Annotated in this window: 13 protein-coding genes; all 13 read right to left on the bottom strand. The window is 45.7% G+C overall.

Annotation, left to right across the window (positions count from 1 at the left end; translation table 11 throughout):
- Positions 1-14 precede the first annotated feature (14 nt).
- The 13 genes from accA to BIW15_RS05810 all read right to left on the bottom strand — a co-directional run bounded on the left by accA (position 15) and on the right by BIW15_RS05810 (position 16,138).
- Positions 15-974, bottom strand: coding sequence for an acetyl-CoA carboxylase carboxyl transferase subunit alpha (gene accA / locus BIW15_RS05870; protein ID WP_005480969.1), 960 nt, complete (start codon positions 972-974; stop codon positions 15-17).
- A gap of 47 nt (positions 975-1,021) precedes the next feature.
- A complete protein-coding gene (dnaE, locus tag BIW15_RS05865) occupies positions 1,022-4,501 on the bottom strand; it encodes a DNA polymerase III subunit alpha (RefSeq protein ID WP_005480973.1) in 3,480 nt (1,159 codons plus the stop codon).
- 82 nt (positions 4,502-4,583) lie between these two features.
- Entirely contained in the window at positions 4,584-5,219 is a 636-nt protein-coding gene (gene rnhB / locus BIW15_RS05860) for a ribonuclease HII (protein WP_005487228.1), read from the bottom strand.
- Positions 5,220-5,228: 9 nt separating this feature from the next.
- On the bottom strand, positions 5,229-6,368 hold the full coding sequence (lpxB, locus tag BIW15_RS05855) for a lipid-A-disaccharide synthase (protein ID WP_025524355.1): 1,140 nt from the start codon (positions 6,366-6,368) through the stop codon (positions 5,229-5,231).
- A 110-nt stretch (positions 6,369-6,478) separates the two neighbouring features.
- Entirely contained in the window at positions 6,479-7,267 is a 789-nt protein-coding gene (gene lpxA / locus BIW15_RS05850) for an acyl-ACP--UDP-N-acetylglucosamine O-acyltransferase (RefSeq protein WP_005456706.1), read from the bottom strand.
- Position 7,268: 1 nt separating this feature from the next.
- Entirely contained in the window at positions 7,269-7,721 is a 453-nt protein-coding gene (gene fabZ, locus BIW15_RS05845) for a 3-hydroxyacyl-ACP dehydratase FabZ (RefSeq protein WP_005456699.1), read from the bottom strand.
- Positions 7,722-7,892: 171 nt separating this feature from the next.
- The gene (gene lpxD / locus BIW15_RS05840; RefSeq protein WP_015297139.1) at positions 7,893-8,924 is read right to left on the bottom strand and encodes a UDP-3-O-(3-hydroxymyristoyl)glucosamine N-acyltransferase; all 1,032 of its coding nucleotides are present in this window, start codon (positions 8,922-8,924) and stop codon (positions 7,893-7,895) included.
- 6 nt (positions 8,925-8,930) lie between these two features.
- Positions 8,931-9,440, bottom strand: a complete 510-nt coding sequence (locus BIW15_RS05835) for an OmpH family outer membrane protein (protein WP_005456715.1) — start codon at positions 9,438-9,440, stop codon at positions 8,931-8,933.
- Between the two features lie 13 nt (positions 9,441-9,453).
- Complete coding sequence (gene bamA, locus BIW15_RS05830) at positions 9,454-11,868, bottom strand: outer membrane protein assembly factor BamA (protein ID WP_077280677.1); 2,415 nt, start codon at positions 11,866-11,868, stop codon at positions 9,454-9,456.
- A gap of 44 nt (positions 11,869-11,912) precedes the next feature.
- Positions 11,913-13,271: a sigma E protease regulator RseP gene (gene rseP, locus BIW15_RS05825; RefSeq protein WP_005456697.1), complete on the bottom strand. Its 1,359-nt coding sequence runs from the start codon at positions 13,269-13,271 to the stop codon at positions 11,913-11,915.
- The gene (gene ispC, locus BIW15_RS05820) at positions 13,271-14,476 is read right to left on the bottom strand and encodes a 1-deoxy-D-xylulose-5-phosphate reductoisomerase (RefSeq protein ID WP_005456710.1); all 1,206 of its coding nucleotides are present in this window, start codon (positions 14,474-14,476) and stop codon (positions 13,271-13,273) included. The genes rseP and ispC overlap by 1 nt, the downstream gene beginning before the upstream one ends.
- Before the next feature lie 51 nt (positions 14,477-14,527).
- Positions 14,528-15,370 (bottom strand): phosphatidate cytidylyltransferase, encoded by an 843-nt coding sequence (locus tag BIW15_RS05815; RefSeq protein ID WP_005480977.1) that lies wholly within the window; start codon positions 15,368-15,370, stop codon positions 14,528-14,530.
- Between the two features lie 12 nt (positions 15,371-15,382).
- Positions 15,383-16,138 (bottom strand): isoprenyl transferase, encoded by a 756-nt coding sequence (locus BIW15_RS05810; RefSeq protein ID WP_005480970.1) that lies wholly within the window; start codon positions 16,136-16,138, stop codon positions 15,383-15,385.
- Positions 16,139-16,171: the final 33 nt, after the last annotated feature.

Here is a 16,171-nt window from a genome sequence, read left to right as displayed (position 1 = left end):
TATCTCGCGAGATATCAGCAGTAACCGTAGTTCATTAGACGTTGGTAACGGCGTTCACGTAGCGATTCTTCATCTAGCTGCTCAAGATCTTCTAGCTGACGAAGTAGCGTCGCTTTCATGTTTTCAGCCATTTTAACGTGATCGCGGTGCGCGCCACCTAGTGGCTCTTCGATGATCTCATCAATTAGCTCAAGTTCTTTAAGGCGAGGAGCAGTTAGACCCATTGCTTCTGCTGCTTGAGGCGCTTTGTCAGAATCACGCCATAGGATTGAAGCACAACCTTCTGGAGAAATTACTGAGTACGTAGAGTACTGAAGCATGTTCACGTAGTCGCCTACACCAATAGCTAGTGCACCGCCTGAACCACCTTCACCTACAACGTTACAGATTACTGGAACTTTAAGACCAGACATCACTTTTAGGTTTTTCGCGATAGCTTCAGATTGACCACGCTCTTCTGCACCAACACCTGGGTATGCGCCAGCTGTGTCGATGAATGTGATGATTGGCATGTTGAAACGCTCAGCCATTTCCATCAAACGTAATGCTTTGCGGTAACCTTCTGGCTTTGGCATGCCAAAGTTACGTCTTACTTTTTCTTTTGTCTCACGGCCTTTTTGGTGACCAATGATCATCACAGGACGACCTTCAAGACGTGCAATACCACCGACAATCGCTTTGTCGTCTGCGAATGCGCGGTCACCCGCGAGTTCGTCAAACTCTTCAAATACGTGTTGAACGTAATCAAGCGTGTACGGACGTAGTGGGTGACGAGCCAGTTGAGCCGTTTCCCATGCACCTAAGTCGCTGAAGATCTTCTTCTTAAGTTCTAGGCTCTTCTTCTCAAGCTGTTCGATTTCTTTATCCAGGTCAATTGCAGAATCACCACCATGACGTGATACGTCACGTAGTGCTTCGATTTTCGCTTCTAGTTCTGCAATTGGCTTTTCAAATTCAAGAAAGTTTAGGCTCATCTATGAATCCTTGTTGACTCAGCGTCTGACATATTGCGCTGAATTTTTTAGTTAAATTCGAGTTCTACCTGGCTTTTGCCAAGCAACTGTTTTAAATCGTCTATTAATGTATCACTTGGCGTTACTCGCCATTCGGTGCCCAATGTTAACCGCGCTCTGGCGTCGGCACGCTGGTAGTATACATTGACGGGTACGGTTCCGGCTTTGTGCGGTTCTAAAATACGACTAAACTGCTCAAAGAATTGATCATTGATCTGGTTAGCATCAATTGATACCGACAGACCACGTGCGTATTTTTCGCGCGCGCTGCCGAGATCCATAACTTCACGCGCCGACATTTTAAGGCCACCGTTGAAGTCATCAAAGCTGACCTGTCCCGAAACCACCAAAATTCTGTCTTTTTCGAGAAGTTCAGCATACCGATCAAGTGCATCGGAGAACAGCATTACTTCCATTCGACCACTTCGGTCGTCCAACGTCATGATACCAATGCGAGTACCTCGCTTGGTTGTCATCACTCGCGCAGCAATCACTAAACCTGCTACCGTTACCGATTGATCGCGACGTGTTGGGGTCGCGTCTTTTAGTCGACAACTGGTGTATTTGTTTAGTTCCTTTAAATACGCGTTAATGGGGTGCCCGGTCAAATATAAACCGAGTGTTTCACGCTCACCCTCTAGCCAAACCTTTTCTGGCCATGGTGGCACTTGCGTGTATTTATTCTCAACTTCTTCTGGTGCATCGGTCAACACACCAAACATATCGCCTTGGCCAAAGGCCTCTGCTTGGTGATGTTGGCTGGCCGCTTTAACGGCATCGTTCAGTGACGCCATCATCGCCGCTCGATGAGGACCAAGTCGGTCAAGTGCACCTGCATAAATCAGCTTTTCGATGACGCGTTTGTTAACACGTTTGAGATCGATACGAGCACAGAAATCAAATAGGTCTTTAAAGTGACCACCTTTGTTTCGCGCTTCTAGTATCGCATCGATAGGGCCTTCACCCACACCTTTGATTGCGCCGATACCGTATACAATCGCACCGTTTTCATCAACGTTGAAACGGTATAAACCGGAGTTGATGTCTGGCGGCAACACGGTGAGTTTCATGCGGAAGCATTCGTCCACCAGACCAACTACTTTTTCGGTGTTATCCATATCGGCAGTCATTACCGCCGCCATGAATTCAGCTGGATAGTGCGTTTTAAGCCACAACGTTTGGTAAGACACCAGTGCGTAAGCCGCTGAGTGCGATTTGTTAAAACCGTAACCTGCGAACTTTTCTACCAAGTCGAAGATTTTCATCGCCAACTCGCCATCAACACCGTTCTTCACTGCCCCTTCTTCGAAGGTTGCACGCTGCTTGGCCATTTCTTCCGGCTTTTTCTTACCCATCGCACGACGCAGCATGTCCGCACCACCAAGGGTGTAGCCAGACAAAACCTGCGCAATCTGCATTACCTGTTCTTGATACAGAATGATGCCGTACGTCGGATCGAGGATTTCTTTTAGTGACTCGTGTTGCCACTTTTCATCGGGGTAAGAGATCGCTTCTCGGCCATGTTTACGGTCGATAAAGTTATCTACCATGCCCGATTGCAACGGACCCGGACGGAACAAGGCCACCAATGCGATGATGTCTTCAAAACAGTCAGGCTGAAGTCGTTTGATCAGCTCTTTCATACCACGCGATTCAAGCTGGAATACCGCAGTGGTCTCTGAGTTTTGGAGTAAACGAAACGAAGCCGGATCTTCCAAAGGTATCGACTCGATACGAACAGGAGGTTTACCTTCCTTCTCCAAGCGCGGGTTAATCAACCCTAATGCCCAGTCGATAATGGTTAGAGTACGTAGGCCCAAGAAGTCAAACTTAACCAGACCAGCAGTTTCTACGTCGTTCTTATCAAACTGAGTTACGGGGAAATGCCCTTCCGCATCCGCATAAATTGGCGCAAAGTCTGTAATCGTGGTTGGTGAAATTACAACACCACCCGCGTGCTTACCGGCGTTACGTGTACAACCTTCTAATAGGCGACACATATCGATGAGTTCTTTAACTTCTTCATCGGCCTCATAAAGCTCAGGCAGAGCAGGCTCGGCTTTAAACGCTTTTTCTAGCGTCATACCCGGATCTGGCGGAACCAGTTTCGAAATACGGTCAACGAAACCAAATGGGTGACCAAGAACACGACCAACGTCACGGATTACCGCTTTCGCCGCCATCGTACCGAATGTGATGATCTGAGATACGGCATCGCGACCGTACATTTCGGCAACGTGATCAATCACTTGGTCACGCTTATCCATACAAAAGTCGACGTCGAAATCGGGCATGGATACACGTTCTGGGTTCAAGAAACGTTCGAAGAGCAAGTCATATTCAAGCGGATCAAGATCGGTGATTTTCAGCGCGTAGGCCACCAAAGAACCGGCACCCGAACCACGACCAGGACCGACTGGAATCGCGTTGTCTTTCGACCACTGGATGAACTCCATTACGATCAAGAAGTAGCCTGGGAACCCCATTTGGTTGATTACGTCGAGTTCGATTTGTAAACGCTCGTCGTATTCTGGACGGCGCTTTTTGCGTTCTTCTTCATTAGGGAATAGGAACTCTAGACGCTCTTCCAAACCTTCTCGCGACTTCATGACCAAGAATTCAGTTTCTTCCATCCCTTCTGTTGGGAAGGCTGGCAAGAAGTATTCACCCAAACGAACGGTCACGTTACAACGCTTAGCGATCTCGACACTGTTTTCTAGCGCTTCTGGAATATCAGCAAACAGCTCACACATTTCCTCTTCAGTGCGAAGGTACTGCTGCGGGCTGTAATTTTTTGGTCGGCGTGGATCTTCTAATGTGTAACCATCATGAATCGCAACACGAATCTCGTGCGCATCGAAAAGGTCTGCACTTAGGAAAACCACTTCGTTTGTCGCGACCACGGGCAAGTCATGTTGCTCAGCGAGATCGATGGCAAAATGCAAGTACGTCTCTTCATCCGGACGGCCTGTACGAATCAATTCTAGATAGAAACGGTCCTGGAAATGCTGTTTGTAAAACTCTACACAGCTTTCAACCAGTTTACGGTTACCTTTAAGCAGCGCTTTGCCGATATCGCCATTTTTAGCACCAGATAGAACGATTAAGCCTTCTGACATCTCGGCCAGCCACGCCCTATCAATCACAGGTTGGTGCTGAACGTGGCCACGTAAGTACGCTTTGGAAATCAGTAACGTGAGGTTCTTGTAACCTGCATTGTCGGCAGCAAGTACTGTCAGCTGGGTCAGTTCTTCACCAAATTCATCAGATTGCATTTTGAAATCTGCACCGATGATCGGTTTAACGCCGGAGCCATGCGCTGTGCCATAAAACTTCACCAAACCACATAAGTTGGTGAAGTCAGTCAAAGCCATGGCAGGCATACCAAGCTCGGCGACTTTCTTGACTATCGGTGGAACTTTATTGATACCATCCACCATCGAGAAATCGCTGTGAATACGAAGGTGGACGAACTTGGGATCTGACATTAACAGGTACCGTGTAACTCTATTTTGTTTGGGATTCTAACCTAAAGGGGGCTGGGTTTATAACACCAATCCGCCCAATTTATTAATCTAAGCCTAAAGCTTTCTTTACTGGTTTGAAGCTCTTACGGTGCTCGCTTATCACACCATGTTGCTCAATTGCTTCAAAGTGCGCTTTGGTTGGATAACCTTTGTGCTTCGCAAAGCCGAATTGCGGATATTGTTTATCCAGCTCTTCCATCTCTTGGTCGCGCACAACTTTAGCAATGATGGAAGCGGCACTGATTTCAGCCACTCTTAAATCGCCTTTCACCACAGCTTGAGAATCCATCGGTAGCTCAGGGCAACGATTACCATCGATCAGCACTAAATCTGGCTGTACCTTCAGTCCCGCAATCGCACGTTGCATAGCAACCATGGTAGCTTGCAGAATATTCAGTTCATCAATCTCTTCGGGAGAGCAACGGCCTACCGCCCACGCTAGCGCTTTTTCTTTGATTTCAGGAAGCAGTGCCAGACGCTTTTTCTCGCTCAGCTTCTTAGAGTCATTCAAGCCTTCGATTGGGTTATTGGGATCGAGGATAACTGCAGCGGTGACGACATCTCCAACCAAAGGGCCGCGTCCAACTTCATCGACTCCGGCGATCAATTGGTAACCTTGAGGGTATTCAAACGGAAGGAGCTCTACTTTTGCTTTTGTCGTTTTTGCTTTCGCGACCATGGTACTTCTCTATTTTTCAATCAATTTCAATACTGCATTCGCAGCTTGTTGATCCGCGTCTTTACGAATCCAATGATGCATTTCGGTGAACTTATCAAGCATTGACTTATTATCACTCTCTAGCAAACGAGAAACTTCATTGAACAAGTTGTCTGGTGTGCAATCGTCTTGAAGATACTCTTTAACCAGTTCGTCATCTGCGAGAATATTGGGTAGTGACACGTACTTAGTTTTCAATAGGCGCTTGGCCAGAAAGGCGGTAAAGGCATTGACGCGATAGCCAACAACCATAGGACGCTTAAGCAACATGCACTCTAACGCTACCGTTCCAGATGCTAGCATCACCGCATCAGAGGCTGTAATAACATTGCGAGCCGTATCATCCACCAATTTGAAATCAAGCTCGGGAGCATGCTCTTTCCACGCTTGCTCAAATTGCTCTCGACGTTTTTGATTAACTAGCGCAACTACAAAGCCCAAACCTGGGTATTTTTGGTGCAGAAGCTTGCACGTCTCAATGAATGGTTGAGAGAGCATCTTGAGCTCACTACCACGGCTACCCGGTAAAACTGCTAACCATTTTTTGTCTTGTTCAAGTCCTAGCAGATCTCGCGCAGGCGCTTGCTCAGATTGCAAAGGAATAGCATCCGCTAAGGTGTGGCCGATAAACTCACAAGGCACGTTAAATTTATCGTAAAACGCCTTTTCAAACGGTAGAAAAGCCAGTACCAGGTTGGTCGCAGCCTCGATTTTGAAGATACGCTTTTGACGCCACGCCCATACTGAAGGGCTCACGTAGTGCACGGTTTTAATGCCTGCTTGCTTTAAATCTAACTCTAGACGCAAGTTAAAATCTGGCGCATCAATACCGACAAAAACATCTGGCGGGTTCTGGGTGAAGTACTTAACAAGCTCAGCTTTTACTTTTAACAAACGAGGTAATCGTCCAAGCACTTCAACTAAACCCATTACAGCTAACTCTTCCATATCAAAAAGAGATTCACAGCCTTGCGCGATCATCTTTGGCCCACCGATGCCAACGAACTCTGCATTCGGGTATCGTTCTTTCACTGCCTTGATAAAGCCTTCCCCTAGCGTGTCACCAGATAACTCGCCAGCAATGATGCCAATACGTAATGGTTTTTCCATATCGATTTCGCCCTATGTACTATGGATAAGGGATTCCTTATCCATAAAACACAAAAAGACCGCAGCCCTAATTGGGCGCGATCTTTTCCACTTATTGATTCATTCGCGAATTAACGAATGATACCACGTTCCGTTGTTTCTAGAATGTCAGAAAAACGCTTCACCGCTGGCCATTCTTGTGCCATTTCTGCAAGAATCGGTTTCACTTCTTCTAGCGTTTTACCAGAGCGGTAAATTTCTTTGTACGCTTTTTGTAGTGCTCGAATTTCTGGTTTCTCAAAACCATTACGTTTCAAACCAACTAGGTTCAAACCAAACGGCGTAGCATGGTTACCTTGAGCAAGTACGTAAGCAGGTACGTCCTGAACAACCGCAGAACAACCACCAACGTATGCATAAGCGCCTACCGTACAGAATGGGTGAATGGCAGAAAGTGCCATTACACCAGCGTGATCTTCTACTGTTACATGGCCACCCAAAATCGCATTGTTACCAATGTGAGTATGGTTGCCTACTACGACGTCATGCGCGATGTGCGCATTCACGCAAAGTAGGTTGTCGTCGCCAATCACTGTTGTCGCTTTGTCTTGCACAGTACCACGATGAACCTGAACCGCTTCGCGAATCACATTACGGTCACCGATAACCACGGTTGTATCTTCGCCACCATACTTCTTGTCTTGGTTTTCTTCACCAATCACTGCATGTGGGAAAATACGGTTATCTTTACCAATTTTGGTATGGCCTTTAATTACTACGTGAGACATGACTTCAGTACCTTCACCAATCTCCACCGTTGAGGTGATGTAGGTAAAAGGACCAACCGTCACGTTAGCGCCAATTTTTGCGCCTTCTTCTACCACCGCAGCTGGGTGGATTTTAGCGGTTTCATGAATCATATTAAAACTCTCGACGAGCACACTTCAGCTCTGCTGAACACACTACTTCGCCGTCAACTTTTGCTACACCGCTAAATGCAGCAATGCCACGACGCTCTTTTAGAAATTCAACTTCAATAACCATTTGGTCACCAGGAACCACAGGTTTACGGAATTTCGCGCCGTCTACACTCGCAAAGTAGTACAACTCGTTTTCTGTCGGTGCACCAAATGATTTAAATGCTAGTAGGCCAGTAGCCTGAGCCATAGCTTCCAGAATCAACACACCTGGGAATACTGGTAGTTGAGGAAAGTGACCTGTGAACTGAGGTTCGTTAACCGACACATTTTTAATTGCGTGAAGGTACTTCGCTTCTTGGAAGTCAATCACTCGGTCGATCAATAAGAATGGGTAGCGATGAGGTAGTAGCTCTTGAATTTCAGAGATGTTCATCGTTTTCTTTTCAGTAGTCAAAGTCGTCTTCCTATATCAATTCTCTTAACCAAGATGGCAAGGCAGCGGCAAAGGCCGCAAACTGGGAAATGCCTGCAAAGTGTATACCAGCTTGATAATAAATCTACTAATAGCGCGTCATTATAGAAGAAAAAGACCCGCATTTCGCGAGTCTTTGTTCAGAATATGGAACTAAGATTCTTCTTTCTGCTCCAGCTGTTTTTCAACAGCTTTCAAGCGTTTGTTCATCTCGTCAATACGGTGAACACGAGTTGCCGTCTTGCGCCATTCTCGGTTCGTCTGTAATGGGATACCTGATGAATAAAGACCCTTTTCTTCGATACTGCGCATTACCATGCCCATACCGGTGATGGCAACACCATCTGCGATAGTGATGTGGCCATTTAGAACCGACGCGCCGCCGATCTGACAGTACTTACCAATTTTAGTACTGCCGGCGACAATAGTACCACCTGGCATCACGGTACCATATCCGATCTGCACGTTATGTGCGATTTGAAGTTGGTTATCAAGAATCACATTGTCTTCAATAATGGTGTCTTCAAGTGCGCCACGGTCAATCGTAGTACATGCACCAATCTCGACGCGGTTACCAATGCGCACAGAACCAAGCTGAGGAATTTTAATCCACTCGCCCTTATCGTTCGCATAACCAAAACCGTCAGAGCCAATGACTGTGCCAGATTGAACCAGACAGTCATCGCCTAATGATACTTCATGATAAATTGTCACATTAGCCCAAAGCTTGGTGTTGTTCCCCAGCTTCGCGTTTTTACCGATAAAGCAACCTGCGCCGATAACAACGTTATCACCCAGTTCAACCCCCGTTTCAATAACCGCGTTTGCACCAATTGCAACGTTTTCACCCATCTTCACATCGGATGCAATCACTGCACTCGGTGCAATGTCTTCAGCAGGTTTTGGTGTGGTATCCATAGCCTGAACAACACGAGCGAATGCAACATAAGGGTCAGCAACGACGAGTGCATTACCTGCACACTGGTCCTTATGCTCTGCCTTCACCATCACCACTGTTGCTTTACATTCAGATAGATGCTTTGCGTATTTTGGGTTAGACAAGAAAGTCACGTCACCTTCTTGCGCTTTATCCATTGGAGCTACACGGCCAACGACGAGTGACTCGTCACCAAATAGCTCACCCCCGGTAATTGTCGCCAACTCGGCTAATGTCAATTTTTTCATAACTTCTTATTTTAGAGCTTTAATTACGTCTTCTGAGATATTGTATTCTGGTTTGCCGTATTGCAGTGCAGAAATATCAATAACTAGGTCGTAACCTTTTTTGTCTGCTACTTTCTTCACAGCATCTTGGATTGTTTTGAATAGCTTCGCTTTCTCTTCTGCTTCACGACGAGCGCTTGCTTTCTCTAGAGCTTGAGCTTTTACTTTGTATTCGCTGTCTAGCTTAGCGATGTCGATACGCAATTTCTCAATTTCTTCCTGACCTAGAAGCTCACCATCACGTTGTAGTTTTTCAATCTTGGTTTTAGCTTGCGCTTGAATTGATTTCAGCTCATCAGCTTTGCTCTTAAAGTCTTTCTGCATTTTTTGTAGAACGACTTCACGTTGAGGAAGAGCTTGGAAAACTTGAGCAGTGTTTACGTAAGCGATTTTCTGTGCAGCTTCGGCTGCGTTTGCAAACATTGAAGAGCTCAGTACAAGAAGGCCAATCCCAGCCGCTTTGATCATTTTATTCAAAATATTTTCCTCTTTAGAAAGTTCTACCGATAGTGAATGTGAAGAACTCTTCATCATCGCCATCAAATTTCTTAATTGGTTTCGCTAGTGAGAAGACTAGAGGCCCCATTGGAGACATCCACTGCAACGCCGCACCATAAGATGAACGGTAGTTGGTTGGATCTGAGTAATCGTAGTAGTAACGGTCACCATATTCTGCACCAGAGTCGCGATAGTCAAACTCGGTATCCCAAATACTTGCCATATCGAAGAAAATACTGGTTCGAATTTGGTTGCGAACTTCGTCCGACGCAAATGGTGTAGGAACAATCAGCTCGATACTTGCTAGCGCTACTGCGTTACCACCAACAGAATCGTCTGTAGCAGTATCAGCACCATTGTTCGAGCCAGAGTAATCACGATAAACCGCTTTCGGACCTACGCTGTTAGAGCCGAAACCACGTAGTGTCGTAAAGCCACCTGCGTAATAGTTTTCGTAGAATGGGAACAAGTTATCGTTGCCATCCGTCTGACCGTAACCGTTACCATAACCTAAGCGACCACGGAACAAGAGCGTGAACTCATGCTTCTTAGTCAAAGGCACGTACTGACGCACATCGTACTGCATTTTGAAGTATTGAACGTCAGAGCCAGGTACGGTCATCTTGTAGAATGCACGTTGGTGGTTACCCGCTGTCGGGAAATAACCTCGGTTCAGGTTGTTACGAGTCCAAGAGATGTTGAAATCAAAGTCGTTGGTGTTTAACGCACCGCTTGAGTCGATATTGTCTGCTTGAGCTTGCAAGAATTGCTCTACCTGCAAGTAAGGTGACAAGTTACCGATCTTGTTGTGGGTATAACCAACGCCGAATTCAAAACGGTTCAGTTCGTCAAATGGGAAACCCCATGTCAAACTTGCACCATAACTTTGGTTGGTATAGTCAACGATACCCGCTTCCGATGCTTCAAATTCATCGTAGAAAATCTTACCGCCCAAGCTTACACCATCAAGGTTCCAGTATGGGTCGCGGTAGTCTAAGCTCACGTTCTTTTGATAGTCGTTCATCATAGCGTTGATACCAACGCGGTTACCGCTACCTAAGAAGTTGTCTTGTTGCAGACCAACTTGGAAGCTGACGCCCGATTCGGTACCGTAGCCAACACCAAAGTTTACACTGCCTGAGTTCGCTTCTTTAACCGAGTAAACCAGATCAACTTGATCATCACTACCTGGTACACGAACCGTTTGTACTTCTACGTTTTCAAAATAGCCAAGACGGTTAAGACGTGTCTTACCAGTTTCAATCGACTTGGAGTTTAGCCAGCTGCCTTCCATTTGGCGCATTTCACGACGCAGCACTTCATCTTTCGTTGAGTTATTACCAGTAAAACGAATGTCGCGAACGTAAATTCGATTACCTGGATCAACATTCACAACCAAGGAGACTTGTTTGTTTTCATCGTCAAATTCAGGGATGGTGTTTACTTGAGGGTAAGCGTAGCCAGATTCACCAAGCACACGCTTGATGCCTTCTTCCATCGAAGTCACAAGAGAACCGTTGTACGTTTCATTGTCTTCGAATGGAACGAGTCGTTCGAAGGTCGCTTCTTCACCAATCAGGTCACCGCGGAATTTTACATCTTTAACGGTGTACACTTTGCCCTCTTCCAAGCCAAGAGTAATGTATACCCCTTTCTTGTCAGGAGAGATCGCAACTTGTGTAGAATCAACGTTAAATTTCAGGTAGCCGCGGTCAAGATAGAATGACTTCAGCGCTTCGATATCACCAGCAAGCACTTGCTTTTGGTATTTTTCGTCCGCGAGGAAATTCCACCAAGGCACATCAACGTTCAAGTTGAAACGAGAAAGAAGTTCTTCATCCGAAAAGACTTCATTACCGATAAAGTTGATTTGCTGAATTTTTGCCGACACGCCTTCCGTGAAGACAAATTTCAAGTCAGAACGGTTACGTGGCAATGGAGTCACAACCGCTTTCACTGTTGCGTTGTACTTACCAACACTGTAGTAAAAATCTTCCAAGCCTTTTTCGATGTTACTTAGCGTAGTACGGTCAAGCGCTTCACCTTCACGAACGCCAGATGCATTCAGGTTTTCTTGTAGCTGCTCGTCCTTGATCGCTTTGTTGCCTGAGAATGAGATGCTTGCGATAGTTGGACGCTCTTTCACTTGAACCATCAACACGCCACCATCACGCAGCACTTTTACATCTTCGAAGTTACCAGATGCGTACAGTGCGCGGATAATCTCTGCAACATCGCCTTGGTCAATGGTATCACCGACACGTACAGGCATTTTTAGCAACGCCGCACCAAGTGCTACACGCTGCAATCCATCGATTTCAATATCTTGAACTACGAAGTTCTCTGCTCCGTTTGCAGATACACTGGTCGCCAGTAAACTTGCAAACAGAATTCGCTTAATCGCCATACTTGTTCTAATTATTCCTTGCTACTGCTTTTGTCTCTGAACTATCACAGACGAGTAAAATCATTAAATAGCGCTAACGCCATGAGCGAGAAGATGATTGCACCACCAATTCTAAAGCCCATTTCCTGTACTTTTTCTGGGACTGGGCGTCGGATAACGGCTTCAATTGCGAAGAACAATAAATGACCACCATCCAACATAGGTAACGGAACGAGGTTAATAATACCTAGGTTAACACTAATTAGAGCGAGAAAACCTAAAAAGTAAACTAGACCGTAGTCCGCCGTCGCACCCGCACCTTTTGCAATCGAAATTGGGCCGCTCAGATTGTTAAGACCAACATCACCAACAATCAGTTTTTTCAACATGCTGACGGTCAAACCAATCACTTGGCCTGTCTTATCAACCGCTTTACCAATTGATTCGAATACACCAAACTGCAGCTCGAAGCGATAACTTTCTGGCCATTCTGCGACTTCAGGTGCGATACCTGCGAAGCCAACCACTTGTTTGTTAGCCAGCTCACGACTGTCTGGTGTTAATGTTAGTGATTGCTCAATGCCTCGGCGTAATACCGTCAACTCGATTGGAGTATTTGGATTTGAGCGTACAGCATCTACGACTTGTTTCCAGTCATTGATAGGCTCACCACCAATCGCGATGATTTCATCTTCTGGAAGCACACCTGCTTTCGCGGCTGCACCGTCTTCAGAAACTTGCTTAATAACGCGATAGATTTCTGGTGTATATGGAGCAAAACCAAGTGAATGCATCGCAGATTCGGTTTCTGGATCAAATTTCCAGTCACGAAGGTCCAGCGTTTTCGTCACTTCAGCGCCAACTTCTGAGTCTGACGTCAGTGTTAGCGTCATAGCGTCATCACCAATATGAGAAATTAATCCCATATTAACTGATTCCCAATCCGGAGTTTTGATGCCTGATACTGCTTTTAGTTCCATTCCAGATTCAATTCCTGCCTCAGCAACAATCGAATTGGGCGTAACTTCACCAATTACGGGTTTTACCGCTGGTACACCAATCAGGAAAACCAACCAATAAGCAAAAATAGCAAATAAGAAATTAAAGATAGGGCCAGCTGCAACAATAGACGTTCGTTTCCAAAGCGGCTTTTGATCAAAGGCTAAATGTTTTTCACTTTCTGGCACATCGTCAACACGGCTATCTACCATTTTGACGTATCCACCAAGAGGAATCATTGAGATAGTGTATTCGGTTCCATCTTGACCAACTTTTCGCCAAATAGACTTACCAAAACCGATGGAAAATCTTTCAACCTTCACGCCACAACGACGAGCAACCCAAAAGTGCCCAAACTCATGCACGGCAACGAGAATGCCCAGTGCAACGATAAAAGAAACAAGATTCCACAAAATACCAGTCATTAGCTACGCTCGCGTATAATTTCTAGGGCGATAGTTCGAGACATTCTATCTAGCTCTAGCAAGCTTTCCAAGCTATTCGCATTCTCAGGTTTGCAGCTTGCGGTGATTTTATGCAAAACCAATTCATTGATGCGAGCTATGTCTGTAAAACCAAGGCGATTATTTAGAAACGCATCAACAGCAACTTCATTGGCTGCATTTAGAGCAGTAGTCGCATGTTGCCCTTCGTAACACGCGTCAATCGCAAGCTTCAAACAAGGATAACGAGCAAAGTCTGGTTGCAAGAATGTCAATTCACCTACTTGAGTAAAGTCTAGCGGTTTTACACCGGCATCAACACGAGAAGGATAAGACATTGTCAGCGCAATTGGTGTTGCCATATCTGGCTCTCCCATTTGCGCCAGTACCGAACCATCACGATACTGAACCATTGAATGGATCACGGATTGCGGGTGAATAATCACTTTTAACTGGTCACGAGCCGCATTGAATAGCCATTTTGCTTCAATGTACTCAAGACCTTTATTCATCATAGTCGCAGAATCGACCGAAATCTTTGGCCCCATAGACCAGTTAGGGTGCGCGATTGCCTGTGCTGGCGTTACGCTGTCGAGATCGGCAATGTCAGCGTAACGGAATGGACCGCCAGATCCGGTTAACAGAATACTAGAAATGCCATGCTCATCTAAGTTACAGCGGCCAAGATTGGTTTGAACTTGCTGTGGTAGGCACTGGAAAATAGCATTATGTTCACTGTCTACTGGCAGCAACTCTGCCCCGTATTGTTCAACGGCATCAATAAACAACTGCCCAGACATGACAAGCGCTTCTTTATTCGCCAGCAATACGCGCTTGCCCGCTTTAACGGCCGCCATGGTTGGCAACAAACCCGCTGCACCAACGATGGCGGCCATTACGCTATCTACTTCTTCTAATGAAGCCACATGACAAAGTGCATCAACACCACCTAACACTTCTGTATTTGGTGAAATGGTGTGGATTTCTGATTGCAGAGCAACAGCCGCAGCCTTATCCGCCATTACCGCGAATTTAGGCTGCCATTGGCGACAAAGTGCCACCATCTTTTCAACGTTAGTGCCAGCCGCCAGTGCGACCACAGAAAACAGCTCTGGGTTTTGTTCAACCACTTTTAAGGTGCTTGCACCTATTGAGCCTGTTGCACCAAGAATCGTTAACTTTTGCATGATGTAAGACCGTTAGAAAAATTCAGGAGCGATGAAGCCGCTCCCGATAAATTAGAATACGTAGTATAGAAGAGCAAAGACTGGAAATGCAGCAGTCAGGCTATCGATGCGATCTAATACGCCACCGTGGCCTGGAATGATGTTACTGCTGTCTTTGATGCCAGAAACACGCTTAAACATGCTTTCGACTAAATCACCTAATACAGAAATCACGACCGTGATCAACGTAATGATGATCATATGAATTGGGCTCGTGAACTGGATATTGAACCAATCGGCGAACAACCAGCCAACAATCAGTGCCGCGATGATACCGCCAATAAGACCTTCAATCGTTTTGTTTGGGCTAACATGTGGTGCCATCTTGCGCTTGCCTAAACTTTTACCAGCGAAGTAAGCACCGCTGTCTGCAGCCCATACCAAGAAGCAAACGTACATTACGAGCTTTGCACCGTGGTATGGATCTACCGAAATGTCTGAGGCTCTTAGAATGATTACACTCCAAAGAAAAGGGAGTAATGTCAGAAAACCAAAAACATGTCGTAAAACAAGATTGCCTTGCCAAGATTTTGTGGTTTTCGGGTAAGTAATTGCCATCAAGCTCGCAATAATCCACCACACAAAACCAAGCCCTAACACAACATAATGAGGTGTACTTAAATGGTTTAAGCTATGTGCGTCAGGTGAGATAAAGAGAAAACTAAGTCCGGTAACAACGGCTGCCGGAATCAGTGCAGCAATGCGAGAATTGCTTTCTGTAAATTGTGTCCACTCCCAAAAACCTAACAGAGTTATCGCCGTCAACGCGATAATAAAGCCCATTAGGGGTAACTTAAAAATACCTAAAATAACCAGGGGAGCTAAAATTAGTGCTGTTATTATTCTCTGTTTCAAACTAATTAGTCCTTATTGAGCCGTCATCAATGCCTTTACTTGTTCACCAGTACAGCCAAAACGACGCTCACGGTTAATAAACCACGTCACAGCTTCAACTAAGCTGTCTTCGTCAAACTCTGGCCAAAACTCTGGCGTAAAGTACATTTCAGCATAAGCCATTTGCCACAGCATGAAGTTGCTGATGCGGCATTCGCCACTAGTACGGATCAAAAGATCCACCTCTGGTAGGTCTGCCATGGTCAAATGCTCAGTGATTAACTGCTCATTAATATCCTCTACACGAATTTCACCGTTACGAGCTTTAAGCGCTAGTGCTTTAGCCGCTTCTGTGATGTCCCATTTACCACCATAATTGGCCGCAATGTTAATCACCATACCAGTGTTGCTTGCCGTTAGATTTTCCGCTTCTACAATTTTCTTTTGTAGGCGCTCACTAAAGCGGCTTGTGTCACCAATAACACGTAACTGTAAGTTGTTTTTATGTAGCTTTTTTACTTCACTAGACAGGACTGTGATGAACAGTTCCATCAAAAGACCAACTTCTTCCTCCGGACGACGCCAGTTTTCACTACTAAAAGCAAATAATGTCATCGCTTTAATGCCAAGTTTGGAAGCCGCAGCAACGGTCTTACGAACGGCATTAACGCCTTTTTTATGGCCAAATACGCGAGGTTTTCCTTTGGACTTAGCCCAGCGACCATTACCGTCCATTATGATGGCAATATGCTTAGGGAGGGAGTCAGAGAAGGCTTGAGAATTTTGCATAGGGAGTTAATTGAGTTCCATCAGTTGGATAGA

The sequence above is a fragment of the Vibrio sp. SALL6 genome (assembly GCF_002002385.1).
Classification (GTDB): Bacteria; Pseudomonadota; Gammaproteobacteria; order Enterobacterales; family Vibrionaceae; genus Vibrio; species Vibrio parahaemolyticus.
Note: the sequence above shows the minus strand (reverse complement) of the source record. Positions and strands in the feature narration are given on the sequence as shown.

Excerpts from the sequence above, each read along its gene's own strand:
- dnaE (WP_005480973.1), bottom strand. The coding sequence starts at position 4,501 with ATGTCAGATCCCAAGTTCGTCCACCTTCGTATTCACAGCGATTTCTCG.
- lpxB (WP_025524355.1), bottom strand. The coding sequence starts at position 6,368 with ATGGAAAAACCATTACGTATTGGCATCATTGCTGGCGAGTTATCTGGT.
- lpxD (WP_015297139.1), bottom strand. The coding sequence starts at position 8,924 with ATGAAAAAATTGACATTAGCCGAGTTGGCGACAATTACCGGGGGTGAG.
- rseP (WP_005456697.1), bottom strand. The coding sequence starts at position 13,271 with ATGACTGGTATTTTGTGGAATCTTGTTTCTTTTATCGTTGCACTGGGC.
- bamA (WP_077280677.1), bottom strand. The coding sequence starts at position 11,868 with ATGGCGATTAAGCGAATTCTGTTTGCAAGTTTACTGGCGACCAGTGTA.
- accA (WP_005480969.1), bottom strand. The coding sequence starts at position 974 with ATGAGCCTAAACTTTCTTGAATTTGAAAAGCCAATTGCAGAACTAGAA.
- BIW15_RS05810 (WP_005480970.1), bottom strand. The coding sequence starts at position 16,138 with ATGCAAAATTCTCAAGCCTTCTCTGACTCCCTCCCTAAGCATATTGCC.
- lpxA (WP_005456706.1), bottom strand. The coding sequence starts at position 7,267 with ATGATTCATGAAACCGCTAAAATCCACCCAGCTGCGGTGGTAGAAGAA.
- ispC (WP_005456710.1), bottom strand. The coding sequence starts at position 14,476 with ATGCAAAAGTTAACGATTCTTGGTGCAACAGGCTCAATAGGTGCAAGC.
- rnhB (WP_005487228.1), bottom strand. The coding sequence starts at position 5,219 with ATGGTCGCGAAAGCAAAAACGACAAAAGCAAAAGTAGAGCTCCTTCCG.